This window comes from Streptomyces sp. NPDC002209 (assembly GCF_042890265.1).
Classification (GTDB): Bacteria; Actinomycetota; Actinomycetes; order Streptomycetales; family Streptomycetaceae; genus Streptomyces.
In genome coordinates, this window is the sequence record NZ_JBIARX010000006.1 from 32615 (window position 1) to 46270 (window position 13656).

Sequence of the window (13656 nt, forward strand, 5' to 3'; positions counted from 1 at the left end):
TCGTCGGGAGCGCCGAAGAGGCGCTCGCGCGGGCTCGCGACGTCCGAGGACGACCGGCACGACGCGCTCGCGCTGACGGCGGCGAAGTGGCACTGTCTCGCTGAGGCGACCGCGCTCTCGCCGCCGCCCTCCAGTGGCACAAGGAGTACTGGACCGAGGAGGACCGAGCCATCCGTGTCGATGCTGATGCGTGCCCCGAGAGAATGCGGATCGTGGTTCTGGGACCTGGACGAGGTGACCGAGCCGGACCTGTGCGCAGCGCTCACGACCGCGGCGCGCATGTCCCGTTCTGGGCAACCACGGTCTGCTGGAGCCGGTTGCCCTCGAATGGAGTTGGTTCGAGGTCGGTAAGGGCGGCATCGGCATCACCTCCAGCCTCAGTCTCGTGGGGCGCTCGCTCGACGACGCGTTGCCGGCGGAGGAAGTGCGGGCCTGCCGGCCAGTCGGCCATCCGGCTGCCGAGACGGCTGGGATCGTCGTGCTGGGGTCCGGCGCCTGGCTGGACGCGGACGGAAGGCGCCCCGCCTCGCAGCGGCTCTGCGGGAACTCGACGCGCTGCTCGGAGTCGGGGCCGAGCCCGGTGAACCAACGCACTTCGGCCAGGCCGAGGGCCACGGGCTGAAGGCTCCCGACCTCATCGACGGCCGTGGGCCGGACCTCACCCATTAGTACGCAGATCCTCGATCGGGTCCGGACCCATTTCTTCCTCACCGAACAAGTGGTGACCGAGGCAGGTTCCCCCAGCGACGCGGGCGGGAGCTGGCGGCCGGCCTGTCCGACATCGACGAGGTGACGGCAGCCCTCCTGCAGGAGTTTCGATCGAAGGGAATTGCGCAGTGGCCGACCGGGCATCATCCGCCGTGCTGGAGCGCCTGCGCGCGGTGGAATGGGCGGGTGACTGGGACGACGCCGTCGCCCACGTCATGTCTCGTCGTGTGTTGATGCGTGAGTATCTCCGGCGGGCGGGCATGTGGGCGCAGGCGTACTCGGCCGAGAGCGCGTGGCCCTTCTTTGACGCCACCGACTACGTGGACCCGAAATTCACGCTCCCCCCGGAAATCGAAACGGAACTCCAGGAATTCCTGGGTCAGGCGACCGGAGGCGACTCCATCAAGCGCACCTGTGCGGGCGCGGTCCGCATGGCCGGGCTCAGAGCGCAGGATCCGTTGACCGGCGGGGACCTGCCCGACCTCTACGAGCCCCTCGTCCTGTTCTACGAGCGGGGCGGCGAATTCCTCTCCGACAACGCCGGCTTCCTCGACCTGACCGGTGTGCTGCTACGCCCCGGAACTCTCCGGGGCCACCTGGGCACCCCGCACCTGAGCTCCCTCGAGGGCGCGATGCTCGACGCGTTGGACGCGGCGGGGCGCATCACGTATTACATGGCTGCCGACCGGCGGGGCCCGCTGCTGCGGCAGCGCGTCGTACGCGGTGACCAGAGCAGCGAGGCGTTCAGCCGGGACAGCCTGCACTGGGCGCCGACGGGCGCTCTTCCCGCGGCCGCGGAGAAGGCCGCGGATTTCGGCCTGGTCCGGCTGGATGAGATGGAGGCCGCGGACTTCATCGCGACGGCCCTGGCCACACCTGGCCTGTAGTGCGCCCGCCCATGCGGCTCGAGAAGCGATTTGGGGAACAGGCAGTGATACGCACCAAGTACTACGTCGAGGACGCCTTCGGGGTGCCGTCCTTCTCCGGGCCTGACGAGCTGATGTTCCTGGGAGAGTGGGTGACGGCCGACATCCAGCTCTCGCCGCTGTCCGTCCTGGAGGCGATCGACCTGGTGACCGAGGCCAAGGCCAACCCTGGCTTCGCGCCGGAGGATCTGGACGGGAACGCGCACACCGTCACCATCAGCCCGCAGGGCGTCAGGGTGGAGAACTACTTCGTCGAGCACGTTCAGGGTGAATACACCCTCGACGACGCGTTCCGCGTGCTGGTCGACTTCTGGGACTACTGCTGCCTGGCGAATCCCCAGAAGGCCGACTCGCGCCGCCACGAGTACGCCGACGAGCACGGTCACGACCCGCTGGCCGGAATCCGCGAGTTCCTCGGGGCGTGACCGTCCCCGCTGCGCCGGACATGACCACCTGGCCGTACAGTGGGCCCCGTGGCGGGCCGGGGCGGGCCGGACCCGGCAGGCGGGCTGTGGGCGTCCGTGAGTGCGGCCCTCGGACGGGCTGGAGCCCGGCCGGGGTGTGACGGGGCGGCGTGCGGTCATGGGCAGGAGGTCAAACGACTGAGCGCCCCGCCTGGCCGAAGCCGGGTGGGGCGCTCAGTGACAGGTCAGAGGGGGTTCCCCCTGGCCTCGGAGCGGTAGGCCATGTCGGACTCGAACCGACAACCAACGGATTAAAAGTCCGCTGCTCTGCCAATTGAGCTAATGGCCCTCACGTGCTCACCCCAGAGCATAGCCGCAGACCAACGGTCAGCCGATCGAGTATCGGCCGACCGGCCCGTCGCGGCGTACAAAACGCAGAACAGGGCCCCCACGACGGTGTCGTGGGGGCCCTGTCAGGCCGTCAGCTCAGAGCCGGGGGCCGGTGTCAGCCGTTGCGCTTCCAGCGGGGCTTGTCGTCGCGGCGGCCGCCGAAGGAGCCGGTCGAGCCGGAGCCGGAGGGGCGGTGGTCGTCACGGCGGCCGTACGGGCGGTCGCTGCCGCCGGAGCGGAAGCCACCGGAGGGACGGTCGTCGCGGCGGAAGCCGCCACGGTCGCCACCGCGGTCGTCACGGTTGAACCCACCCGACGGACGGTCGTCACGGCGGAAGCCACCGGACGGACGGTCGCTGCCGCCGGAGCGGAAGCCACCGGACGGGCGGTCGTCGCGGCGGAAGCCGCCACGGTCGCCACCGCGGTCGTCACGGTTGAAGCCACCCGACGGACGGTCGTCACGGCGGAAGCCACCACCGCGGTTGTCGTCACGACGGTCACCACCGGAGCGGAAGCCACCGGACGGGCGGTCGTCGCGACGGAAGCCGCCACGGTCGCCACCGCGGTCGTCACGGTTGAACCCACCCGACGGACGGTCGTCACGGCGGAAGCCACCACCGCGGTTGTCGTCACGACGGTCACCACCGGAGCGGAAGCCACCGGACGGACGGTCGTCGCGACGGAAGCCGCCACGGTCACCGCCGCGGTCGCCACCACGGTCGTCGCGACGGTTGTCGCGGCGCTCGTAGTTGCCGCGGTCGTCGCGGGCCTGGAAGGCCGGGCGCTCCTCGGCGGCCGGCGTGGCCGCGACGGCGGCCGCGACCTCGGCCTCGGCGGCCTCGGCCACCTCGGCGACAGCGGCCTCCGGGTCCTCGCCGCGCTCACGCGCGGAGCGGGCGACCAGGCGGTCGGCCTCCTCGCGCAGCTCGGCGGCACGGCGCGTCAGGCGCTCCAGCTGCTTGGTGAGGTCGGCGACCTCGCGCTCGGCCTGCTTGGCGGCGTTGTTCGCGGAGTCGGCCTGGACCTCGGTCAGCGAACGCGCACCGGTGATCTCGGCGACCTCCGGGTCGAACGCGCCGGCGCCCTGGACGATGTGGCGCGAGGCGTCGACGCCCGCGTCCTCCATCAGGCGGAAGATCTGGCGGCGCTGGTGCGGCAGGGCGAGGGAGACCACGACGCCCGACTTGCCGGCACGGGCGGTACGGCCCGAGCGGTGCAGGTAGTCCTTGTGGTCGCCGGCCGGGTCCACGTTCAGGACCAGGTCGATGCCGTCGACGTGGATGCCGCGGGCGGCGACGTCGGTCGCGACGAGCGCGTTGACGTAGCCGTCCTTGAAGTCCGCGAGGACGCGGGTACGGGCACCCTGCGTCATGCCGCCGTGCAGCGCGTCGGCCTTCACGCCGGCCTCGACGAGCTGCTCGGCGATGCGGTCGGCGCCCAGCTGGGTGCGGACGAAGATGATGGTGCGGCCCTTGCGGGCGGCGATGGCGGCCGTGACCGGCGCCTTGTCCTTCGGCTTCACGACGAGGACGTGGTGCGTCATGGTCGTGACGTTGCCCTGCGCGCTGTCGACCTCGTGCGTGACGGGGTTGGACAGGTAGCGCTTGACCAGGGTGCCGATCTCGTTCTCCATGGTGGCGGAGAAGAGCATGCGCTGGCCGCCGCCGGGGATCTGGTCGAGCAGCTCGGTGACCTCGGGCAGGAAGCCCAGGTCGGCCATCTGGTCGGCCTCGTCGAGAACGGCCACCTCGACGTTCTCCAGGGAGCAGGCGCCGCGGTTGATGATGTCGCGCAGACGGCCCGGGGTGGCGACGAGGACGTCGACGCCACGCTCGAGGGCGTAGATCTGGTTGCCCATCGACGTACCGCCGCAGACGACCTTCATCTTCAGGCCGAGCACGTCGCCGTACGGCTGGAGGGCGTCCGCGACCTGCATCGCGAGCTCACGCGTCGGCGTGAGGATGATCGCGCGGGGCTTCTTCTTCTCGGTGTGGCCACCGGCCAGGCGGGCCAGGGTGGGCAGACCGAAGGAGAGGGTCTTGCCGGAGCCGGTGCGGCCGCGGCCGAGGATGTCCTTGCCGGCCAGGGCGTCCGGGATGGTCGCGGCCTGGATCGGGAAGGGGGAGGTGACACCGTTCTGCGCGAGCTTGCGCACGACGCCCTCGGGCAGACCGAGGTCGCCGAAGGTGATCGTGGGCTCGGCGTCGGCGTCGTCCGCCTCGGCGTCGATGGACTGGTCGGTCGTCACGTCGGCCTCGAGGGCCTCGATGATCTCGTCCGCCTCAGCGGCCTCGATCGCCTCGGTGACCACAAGGGCCTCGACGGCGTCGACGATCTCGTTCGAGTCGTTCTCGGGCATGACGGCACGGTCAGAACTGGAAATGGACATGCGAAATGCGAAACCTTCCGGAGTCTCGGCACGCGCCCAAACTCCGTGAATCGCAAATCGACCGCCTCAATGCGGTCAGCCACGGCTAGGGAGAGTACGCGCCACACGGCGCTCTTCGGATTCGGCGCCGGGCAATGGGATCAAACGATCTATAACCATACGCACCCTCCCCTGGGTCTGGCAAGTCGTCCCGGCCCCACCCATCCTGACCTGCGACGATCCCGCAGATCCAGGAAGCCGACACCGGCCCGCGGCCACCCCCCCGGGCCGCCCCGGGGCTACGCGGAGGGCGAGGCGCTGGGCTCCGGCGCGGGCGGCGTCGGGGCGGGCGGAGTGGGCGAAGTCACGGGCGGCGCCGGGCTCGGCGACTGGACGGGCGGTGTGACCTGCGTCCCACCGGAGCCGCCACTTCCGGATCCACCCGAGGTGGGCTGCTGCGGACCCTGGCCGCCGGCGCCGCCGCCCGGACCCGCCGACGGCGACGGGGCTCCGGGCCGGCCGGCGGGCGCGCCCGGGCTGGGGGAGGCCCCGGTGGCTCCGGACGCCTTGCCGTCCTCGGCCTGCTTGCCCTCCGCGCCCGCCGCGCCGGGCTTCGAGCCGCGGCCGTTGCCGTGGACCCCCGACCCCTTTCCGGAAACGGAACCTCCGGCCGCCTCGGCGGCCGCCTTGCGGTCCGCCGAGGAGGAGGGCCCGGGCTTCGCGCCGTCCTCGCCGACGCTCATGCAGCCCGCCGTGGCCGCGACCGCGAGCGCGGAGACGGCCAGTCGGAGGGAAGCGGACAACTGGCGCACGGGGCACCTCCTGGGGGTCCCCCCGGCAGCGGCCGGGGGAGGGCGGTCAGGGTCCGCGGTGAGCGGGTCAATGTGCCCAACTCCCTTTGCCCCGTAAGAGACACGCCCTTGGGGACACCGCCTGTCCGCAATCCGCCGCCCCGCCGCCCCGCCGCCGGCTCAGGCGAACAACTGCCGTGCCACCTGCGACCCCAGCGTCACCGCGCCCAGCCCCGCCAGCACCGAGGCCGCCGCGTTCGCCACCGCCAGGAACCGCCAGCCGCGCTCGTACAGCCGCAGCGTCTCGTACGAGAACGTCGAGTACGTGCTCAGCGCCCCGCACAGCCCGGTCCCCAGCAGCAGGTTCAGCCGCGCCGAGGCCGCACCGGCCAGCACCGCCCCCGTCAGCAGCCCGAGCACCAGGCAGGCGCCCGCGTTCACCACGAACGTCCCCCACGGGAACACCGAGTCGTGCCGCGCCTGCACCGCACGGTCCGTCAGATAGCGCAGCGGCGCCCCGACGACCGCACCCGCCACCACCAGCAGCCAGTTCACGCCCGCCCCCGCACCGCGAGGCGAGCCGCGAAACGGGTCGCCGAGGCCGCAGCCCACACCGCGCCCAGCGCCGCGACCACCGTGAGCCCGGCGTACGCCAGCGCAGTCCCGGCCTCCCCCTCCTCCAGCAGCCGCGAGAAGTCCACCGCGTACGTGGAGAACGTGGTGAACCCGCCGAGCACCCCGACCCCGACGAACGGCCGGAGCAGCGGATGCGGCGCCGACCGGCCGCCCTCGCTGATCAGCACCATCAGCACCCCGATCAGCGCGCAGCCGATCACGTTGGTCCAGAACGTCGCCCACGGGAAACCGCCCGGCCCGGCCGGCCACAGCAGCGCCGCCCAGTACCGCGCCGAGGAGCCGAGCGCGCCGCCCGCGGCGATCGCCGCGAGCACCGGGCCGAGCCGTTCGGCGCGCTGCCCCGGCACATGGAGGTCGACGTCCGGATCGATCGCCTCGGCAGGGCCACCCCCGCCGCTCACGCCACCCCCGGCCGGCTGCGGGCCGCTCACCCGTACCCCAGCGCGTGCAGCCGCTCGTCGTCGATCCCGAAGTGGTGGGCGATCTCGTGCACCACGGTGACCTCCGTCTCCGCGATCACGCTCTCCCGGTCCTCGCACATCCGCAACGTGGGGTTCCGGTAGATCGTGATCCGGTCCGGCAGCACACCGGCGTACCACTCGCCGCGGTCCGTCAGCGGGGTCCCCTCGTACAGCCCGAGCAGCTCGGGATCGTCCGCCGGCGGTTCGTCCTCGACGAACACCGCCACGTTGTCCATCAGCCGCGTCAGCTCCGGCGGGATGCGGTCCAGGGCCTCTGCGACGAGCTCTTCGAACTCCTCGCGCGTCATCTCCAGCACCGGGCCATTGTCCCTCCGGTGGGGGCGCCTCCCGCGTGCGGGGGAAACCGTTTTGGCGATAGCTCCCCGGATCCCATATGCTTCTCACGTCCCCGACGCGCTGGAAAGCGCCCAGGCGGGCCTTTAGCCCTCATCGTCTAGTGGCCCAGGACGCCGCCCTTTCAAGGCGGTAGCACGGGTTCGAATCCCGTTGGGGGTACGCATTACCGTGTGCAAGACTTTGTCTCGCACACTGCAAGGTCCTGTGGAGCAGTTGGTTAGCTCGCCACCCTGTCAAGGTGGAGGTCGCGGGTTCAAGTCCCGTCAGGATCGCTGAGGCCGGAAACGGTCTCGTGGCTGGGTAGCTCAGTTGGTACGAGCGATCGCCTGAAAAGCGATAGGTCGCCGGTTCGACCCCGGCCCCAGCCACCACAGGAAGGCCCCGTCCATCGGACGGGGCCTTCTGCGTTACTCCGCCCCGCCCTCGGGACCCGTACGGCGGCGCCACTGCGTGACACCGACCGCCGCCGCGCCCGCCGCCACCAGGGCGAGCAGCGCCCAGTCCGGGACCGCGTCCGCGAGCGAGCGGACCCGCTGCTCCACCGCGTACGAGTCGTCCACGTCCAGAAGCCCCGGCAGCGCGCTCGCCCCGTCGTACGCGAGGAACAGCGCGCCGAGGGCGATGAAGAACAGCCCGGACAGCAGCGAGGTGGTGTGCAGCTCGAAGCGGCCCACCCGGACGGCCCGCCCGCGCAGCCAGCGCCGCCGGCCCAGGTCGAACCGCTCCCACAGCAGCGCCAGCAGGAACAGCGGTACGGCCATCCCCAGCGCGTACACCGCCAGCAGCAGCCCGCCGTAGACCGGGCTGCCGCTGACCGCGGCCACCGTCAGGACGCTGCCCAGGATCGGGCCGGCGCAGAACCCGGCCAGCCCGTAGACCGCGCCGAGCGCGTACACCGACAGTGCGGTGGTCGGCCGGATCCGCCCGGACAGCTCGGAGATCCGCTTCGAGGCGAAGCCCAGGCCCAGGATCTGCGCGAGACCGAGCGCGATGATCAGCCAGCCGCCGGCCAGGACCAGCGCATCACGGTTGCTGTGGAAGAACCGCCCGGCGTACGAGCCGGCCGCGCCCAGCGGTACGAGGGTGCTCGCGAGGCCCGCGTAGAAGATCCCGGTCCGGGCCAGCAGCCGCGAGGCGGAATCGATCGAGTACGCGAAGAACGCGGGCAGCAGCAGCGCGCTGCACGGGCTGAGCAGCGCGAGCAGCCCGCCCAGCAGTGCGGCCAGGTACCCGATGTCGCCCACGCCGGTCACTGCGCGGCCCGGCCGTCGGCCTGGGGCTCGGCCGGGGCCTCGGCCTGCGCCTTGGCCTTGGCGATCGCCGCGGCGAAGGCGTCGAGCGGCTGGGCGCCCGTTGAGCAGGAAGGACGGGGTGGAGCTGACACCGATGCGGTAGCCCTCCTCCTGGTCCTTCTGCAGGGCGGCCGCGGCCGCCTCGCCGGCCATGTCCCGCTGGAAGCGCTCCAGGTCCGGGACCCCGGCCTCGCGGGCCAGCTCCAGCAGCCGCGCCTGGCCGAAGCCCTTCTCCTTGGCGCCGTCGGCGTACGCGGCGGCGTGGAACTGCGCGAACCGGTCCTGCTGCCCGGCGGCCCAGGCCGCCTTGGCGGCGGCCTCGGAGTCGGCGCCGAAGATCGGGAAGTTGCGCCACTCGATGCGCAGGGTGCCGTCCTCGACGTACTTCTTCACCAGTGCGGGTTCGGTGTCGCGGGCGAACTTGCCGCAGTAGCCGCACTTGAAGTCCGAGTACTCGATCAGCACCACGGGGGCGTCGGCCCGCCCGGCGGCGAGCTTGTCGCCGGACTCGCGCCGGGCGAGCTTCGCCAGCTCGGCGTGGACGTCGGAGCCCCGGGGCGCGGACGCAGAGGAGGAGGTCCGGGCGGGGGCGTCCTCGGGCACGGTCGCCTGCCAGGACACGAGCCCGAGGGTGACGGCGGCGAGCGCGACCCCGGCGGAGATCAGCAGCGGCTTGCGCGCGGAAGTGGAGGAGGAAGAGGAAGGGGAAGGGGACATACGGGTGCTCCAGAGCAGCGGATGGCGGATCGGACCGGCGGGCGGGGCCGGTCCTCTACACCCGCATCACGGACAGCTCCACCGGACCCGGCGCCGGCTGGTCGGGCCCGCGTACGAGCACCCGCACGGGCGGCGTCCGCGACCCCCAGACCTGCTCCACCGCGGGCCGCCCCACCGGGGCATGCGCATGCTCCCCGGCTCCGCGCGGCGGCACGCCCGGAGCCCGGCCCCGGTCCCGGGTCCCGGGATCGCAGGAGGGCCCCCGGTCGGTGTCCGCCACGGCACGGGCCACGCCGGGTTCCGCCGAAGCAGCGGAAGCAGCGGAAGCAGCGGAAGCAGCGGAAGCAGCGGAAGCAGCGGAAGCAGCCGAAACGGAAACCGGACCCCGGACCGCACCGGAAACCGGACCCGAAAGCGGACCCGAAAGCGGAGCCGCCGCCGCGGGCACCGCACACCCCACCAGGACCGCGAGGACGGCGCCGAGCAGCCACCACACTCCACGGACGCGGGACATGGCGGGCCTCTCACTCGGTCGGCGGGTCGGTTCAGGCGATCTCGTCCCGAAATGGTACGGGGAGGGGGCACAAATGCGTTCGCCACCCGGCACCTGCGGGTGAGATCCTCGATCAGGTATGTCTACTTCCTTCGCCGCCCTGCAGACGCTTCTCGGTGAGATCTCCCTCCGTGACGCGCACCGCCTCGGCCGCCGCCTCGAAGGCGCCCGCCGCATCCGCAAGCCCGAGGCCAAGCAGGCCGTGCTCGACGAGATCGCCGCGGAGGCCGAGAAGGCCGCCGCGCGACTGGCCGGCCGTGCCTCGCGGATGCCGGAGGTCACGTATCCCGAGAACCTGCCCGTCAGCCAGAAGAAGGACGAGATCGCCGAGGCGATACGCGACCACCAGGTCGTGATCGTCGCCGGTGAGACCGGTTCCGGCAAGACCACGCAGATCCCCAAGATCTGCATGGAGCTGGGCCGCGGCGTCCGGGGCATGATCGGGCACACCCAGCCCCGCCGGATCGCCGCCCGCACCGTCGCGGAGCGCATCGCCGAGGAGCTGAAGTCCGAGATCGGGCAGACGGTCGGCTGGAAGGTCCGCTTCACCGACCAGGTGGACCAGGACGCGACCTTCGTGAAGCTGATGACGGACGGCATCCTGCTCGCCGAGATCCAGACGGACCGCGAGCTGCGCGCGTACGACACGATCATCATCGACGAGGCCCACGAGCGCTCCCTCAACATCGACTTCCTGCTGGGCTACCTCTCCCAGCTGCTGCCGAAGCGTCCCGACCTCAAGGTCGTGATCACCTCCGCGACGATCGACCCGGAGCGCTTCTCCCGCCACTTCGGCGAGGCCCCGATCGTCGAGGTCAGCGGCCGTACGTACCCGGTCGAGGTGCGCTATCGCCCGCTGCTCGAGGACGACAGCGAGGAGAGCGACCGCGACCAGATCACCGCGATCTGCGAGGCCGTCGACGAGCTCCAGTCCGAGGGGCCGGGCGACATCCTGGTCTTCCTCTCCGGCGAGCGCGAGATCCGCGACACGGCGGACGCGCTGAACAAGCGGAACCTGCGCTTCACGGAGGTCCTGCCCCTCTACGCCCGCCTCTCGCACGCCGAGCAGCACCGCGTCTTCCAGCAGCACACCGGCAGAAGGATCGTTCTCGCGACCAACGTCGCCGAGACCTCCCTCACCGTCCCCGGCATCAAGTACGTGATCGACCCGGGCAACGCCCGGATCTCCCGCTACAGCCACCGCACCAAGGTCCAGCGCCTGCCCATCGAGCGGATCTCCCAGGCCAGCGCCAACCAGCGCAAGGGCCGCTGCGGCCGTACCAGCGACGGCATCTGCATCCGGCTGTACTCCGAGGACGACTTCAACGCCCGTCCCGAGTTCACGGACGCCGAGATCCTGCGCACGAACCTGGCCTCCGTCATCCTCCAGATGACCGCGGCCGGCCTCGGCGAGATCGAGAAGTTCCCCTTCATCGACCCGCCGGACCACCGCAACATCCGCGACGGCGTCCAGCTGCTCCAGGAACTCGGCGCGCTGGACCCCTCCGAGAAGGACCCCAAGAAGCGGCTCACCCCGATGGGCCGGCAGCTCTCCCAGCTGCCCGTGGACCCGCGACTGGCCCGCATGGTCGTCGAGGCCGACAAGAACAACTGCGTCCGCGAGGTCATGGTCATCGCGGCGGCCCTGTCCATCCAGGACCCGCGCGAGCGGCCCTCGGACAAGCAGACCCAGGCCGACCAGAACCACGCCCGCTTCAAGGACGAGACGAGCGACTTCCTGTCGTTCCTGAACATGTGGCGCTACGTCCGCGAGCAGCAGAAGGAGCGCGGCTCGTCCTCGTTCCGCCGGATGTGCAAGCAGGAGTACCTGAACTTCCTGCGGATCCGCGAGTGGCAGGACATCTACTCGCAGCTGCGCACGGTCGCCAAGGGCATGGGCATCCACGTGAACGAGGCCGACGCCCCCGAGACGAGCGTGCACGTCTCGCTGCTGGCCGGGCTGCTCTCGCACATCGGTCTGAAGGACACCGACAAGAACGAGTACCTGGGCGCCCGCTCCGCCAAGTTCGCGATCTTCCCCGGCTCGGCGCTCTTCAAGAAGCAGCCGAAGTTCCTCATGTCGGCCGAGCTGGTGGAGACCTCGCGGCTGTGGGCCCGGGTCAACGCCAAGGTGGAGCCCGAGTGGGTCGAGCCGCTGGCCCAGCACCTGATCAAGCGCACGTACAGCGAGCCGCACTGGGAGAAGGACCAGGCGGCCGTCATGGCGTACGAGAAGGTCACGCTGTACGGCGTGCCGATCGTCGCCCAGCGGAAGATCAACTACGGCCGGATCGATCCCGAGGTCTCGCGCGAGCTGTTCATCCGCAACGCGCTGGTCGAGGGCGACTGGCGCACGCACCACAAGTTCTACGCCGACAACCGCAAGCTCCTCACCGAGGTCGAGGAGCTCGAGAACCGGGCGCGGCGCCGCGACATCGTGGTCGACGACGAGACCCTCTTCGACTTCTACGACCAGCGGATCCCCGAGCACGTGGTCTCCGGGGCGCACTTCGACTCCTGGTGGAAGCACAAGAAGCGCGAGGAGCCCGAACTCCTCGACTTCGAGCGCGAGATGCTGCTCACGGAGAAGGCGGCCGGGGTCACCAAGGCCGACTACCCGGACTCCTGGCGGCAGGGGCAGCTCAAGTTCCGGGTGACCTACCAGTTCGAGCCCGGCGCGGACGCGGACGGCGTCACCGTCCACATCCCGCTCCAGGTGCTGAACCAGGTCACCGACGAGGGCTTCGACTGGCAGATCCCGGGCCTGCGGGCCGAGGTCGTCACCGAGCTGATCCGCTCGCTGCCGAAGCCGATCCGCCGGCACTACGTGCCCGCGCCGAACTTCGCCACCCGCTTCCTGGACACGGCCGTTCCCCTGCAGGAGCCGCTGCCCGTGACGCTGGCGCGCGAGCTCCGGCGGATGGTCGGGGTCCCGGTCTCCGCCGAGGACTTCGACCTCTCCCGGATCCCGGACCACCTGAAGATCACCTTCCGGATCATCGACGAGCGCCGCAAGAACCTCGCCGAGGCCAAGGACCTGGAGGCGCTTCGGCTGAAGCTGAAGCCGAAGGCCCGCCAGGCCCTCTCCAAGGCCGCCGCGGCCACCGCCGAGCGGGCGGGCGGGGAGTCGCTGGAGCGCACCGGTCTGACCGACTGGACGATCGGCACGCTGACCAAGGTCTTCGAGACCCGGCGGGCCGGCCAGCCGGTGAAGGCGTACCCGGCGCTCGTGGACGAGGGCACGAGCGTGTCCGTACGGCTCTTCGACACGGAGGCCGAGCAGCAGCAGGCGATGTGGCTGGGCACCCGGCGCCTCATCCTGCTGAACATCCCGGTGAACCCGGCGAAGTTCGCCTCGGACCACCTGACCAACCAGCAGAAGCTGGCCCTGTCCCGCAATCCGCACGGCTCCATCCAGGCGCTGTTCGACGACTGCGCGACCGCGGCGGCCGACCGGCTGATCGCCGACCACGGCGGCCCGGCCTGGGACGAGGCGGGCTTCCGCGCGCTCTACGAGGCCGTACGCGCCGACCTGGTGGACACGACCGTGCGGACGGTGGGCCAGGTGCAGCAGGTGCTGGCCGCCTGGCAGGCCTGTGAGCGCCGTCTGAAGGCCACGAACAGCCTGGCCCTGGTGGCGAACGTGCAGGACGTCAGGACGCAGCTGGCGGCCCTCGTACCGGCCGGCTTCGTGACCCTGACGGGTCTGCGCCGGCTGCCGGACCTGATGCGCTACCTGGTGGCGGTGGACCGGCGGCTCCAGCAGATGCCGACGGGCGCCCAGCGCGACACCACGCGCATGCAGAAGGTCCACGAGATGCAGGACGAGTACGCGTGGCTGCTGGAGCAGCTGCCGAAGGGCCGGCCGGTGCCCTCCGCGGTCACCGACATCCGCTGGATGATCGAGGAACTCCGGGTCAGCTACTTCGCGCACGCGCTCGGTACGGCGTACCCGATCTCCGACAAGCGGATCGTGAAGGCGGTGGACGCGGCGGCGCCGTGACCGGATCGGCCCGGGGGTCCGCGGGCGAGTTCGACCGCACCCCCTGAGCT

At 71.3% G+C, this 13656-nt stretch carries 10 protein-coding genes, 4 tRNA genes and 1 pseudogene; 6 read left to right on the plus strand and 9 right to left on the minus strand.

The window, feature by feature from the left end; all coding sequences use genetic code 11:
* Positions 1–860: 860 nt before the first annotated feature.
* Positions 861–1595 (plus strand): hypothetical protein, encoded by a 735-nt coding sequence (locus tag ACFYXK_RS13940; RefSeq protein WP_389411367.1) that lies wholly within the window; start codon positions 861–863, stop codon positions 1593–1595.
* A 44-nt stretch (positions 1596–1639) separates the two neighbouring features.
* Positions 1640–2059, plus strand: coding sequence for a hypothetical protein (locus tag ACFYXK_RS13945; protein WP_389411368.1), 420 nt, complete (start codon positions 1640–1642; stop codon positions 2057–2059).
* A gap of 255 nt (positions 2060–2314) precedes the next feature.
* Here ACFYXK_RS13945 and ACFYXK_RS13950 read toward each other — a convergent pair.
* From ACFYXK_RS13950 to ACFYXK_RS13975, 6 genes are all read right to left on the minus strand, one after another.
* A tRNA-Lys gene (locus ACFYXK_RS13950) sits at positions 2315–2387 on the minus strand.
* Between the two features lie 156 nt (positions 2388–2543).
* A complete protein-coding gene (locus ACFYXK_RS13955; protein WP_369778403.1) occupies positions 2544–4787 on the minus strand; it encodes a DEAD/DEAH box helicase in 2244 nt (747 codons plus the stop codon).
* 308 nt (positions 4788–5095) lie between these two features.
* On the minus strand, positions 5096–5608 hold the full coding sequence (locus ACFYXK_RS13960) for a hypothetical protein (RefSeq protein ID WP_389411369.1): 513 nt from the start codon (positions 5606–5608) through the stop codon (positions 5096–5098).
* A gap of 159 nt (positions 5609–5767) precedes the next feature.
* Positions 5768–6142, minus strand: coding sequence for a fluoride efflux transporter CrcB (gene crcB, locus ACFYXK_RS13965; protein ID WP_389411370.1), 375 nt, complete (start codon positions 6140–6142; stop codon positions 5768–5770).
* Positions 6139–6624: a CrcB family protein gene (locus ACFYXK_RS13970; protein WP_389411371.1), complete on the minus strand. Its 486-nt coding sequence runs from the start codon at positions 6622–6624 to the stop codon at positions 6139–6141. The genes crcB and ACFYXK_RS13970 overlap by 4 nt, the downstream gene beginning before the upstream one ends.
* A gap of 26 nt (positions 6625–6650) precedes the next feature.
* Positions 6651–7001 (minus strand): metallopeptidase family protein, encoded by a 351-nt coding sequence (locus ACFYXK_RS13975; protein WP_030160118.1) that lies wholly within the window; start codon positions 6999–7001, stop codon positions 6651–6653.
* 126 nt (positions 7002–7127) lie between these two features.
* Between ACFYXK_RS13975 and ACFYXK_RS13980 the strand changes: the two genes are divergently transcribed.
* From ACFYXK_RS13980 to ACFYXK_RS13990, 3 genes are all read left to right on the plus strand, one after another.
* A tRNA-Glu gene (locus ACFYXK_RS13980) sits at positions 7128–7200 on the plus strand.
* A gap of 39 nt (positions 7201–7239) precedes the next feature.
* Positions 7240–7313 (plus strand) — tRNA-Asp (locus ACFYXK_RS13985).
* Positions 7314–7335: 22 nt separating this feature from the next.
* Positions 7336–7412: transfer RNA gene (locus ACFYXK_RS13990), tRNA-Phe, on the plus strand.
* A 36-nt stretch (positions 7413–7448) separates the two neighbouring features.
* On the opposite strand, the gene ACFYXK_RS13995 is transcribed toward ACFYXK_RS13990, so the two are convergent.
* The 3 genes and pseudogenes from ACFYXK_RS13995 to ACFYXK_RS14005 form a co-directional block, all read right to left on the minus strand.
* Positions 7449–8285 carry a cytochrome c biogenesis CcdA family protein gene (locus ACFYXK_RS13995; RefSeq protein WP_389411651.1) on the minus strand — a complete coding sequence of 279 codons (837 nt, stop codon included), beginning with the start codon at positions 8283–8285 and terminating at the stop codon, positions 7449–7451.
* Between the two features lie 159 nt (positions 8286–8444).
* Positions 8445–9050: pseudogene (locus tag ACFYXK_RS14000) on the minus strand (DsbA family protein); the annotation flags it as partial.
* A gap of 55 nt (positions 9051–9105) precedes the next feature.
* A complete protein-coding gene (locus ACFYXK_RS14005) occupies positions 9106–9342 on the minus strand; it encodes a hypothetical protein (protein ID WP_389411372.1) in 237 nt (78 codons plus the stop codon).
* 340 nt (positions 9343–9682) lie between these two features.
* Between ACFYXK_RS14005 and hrpA the strand changes: the two genes are divergently transcribed.
* Positions 9683–13606 (plus strand): ATP-dependent RNA helicase HrpA, encoded by a 3924-nt coding sequence (gene hrpA / locus ACFYXK_RS14010; RefSeq protein WP_389411373.1) that lies wholly within the window; start codon positions 9683–9685, stop codon positions 13604–13606.
* Positions 13607–13656 lie beyond the last annotated feature (50 nt).

What these genes read in the sequence shown, in the direction of transcription:
- ACFYXK_RS13955 (WP_369778403.1), bottom strand. Translation starts at nt 4,787, where the DNA reads ATGCCCGAGAACGACTCGAACGAGATCGTCGACGCCGTCGAGGCCCTT.
- hrpA (WP_389411373.1), top strand. Translation starts at nt 9,683, where the DNA reads ATGTCTACTTCCTTCGCCGCCCTGCAGACGCTTCTCGGTGAGATCTCC.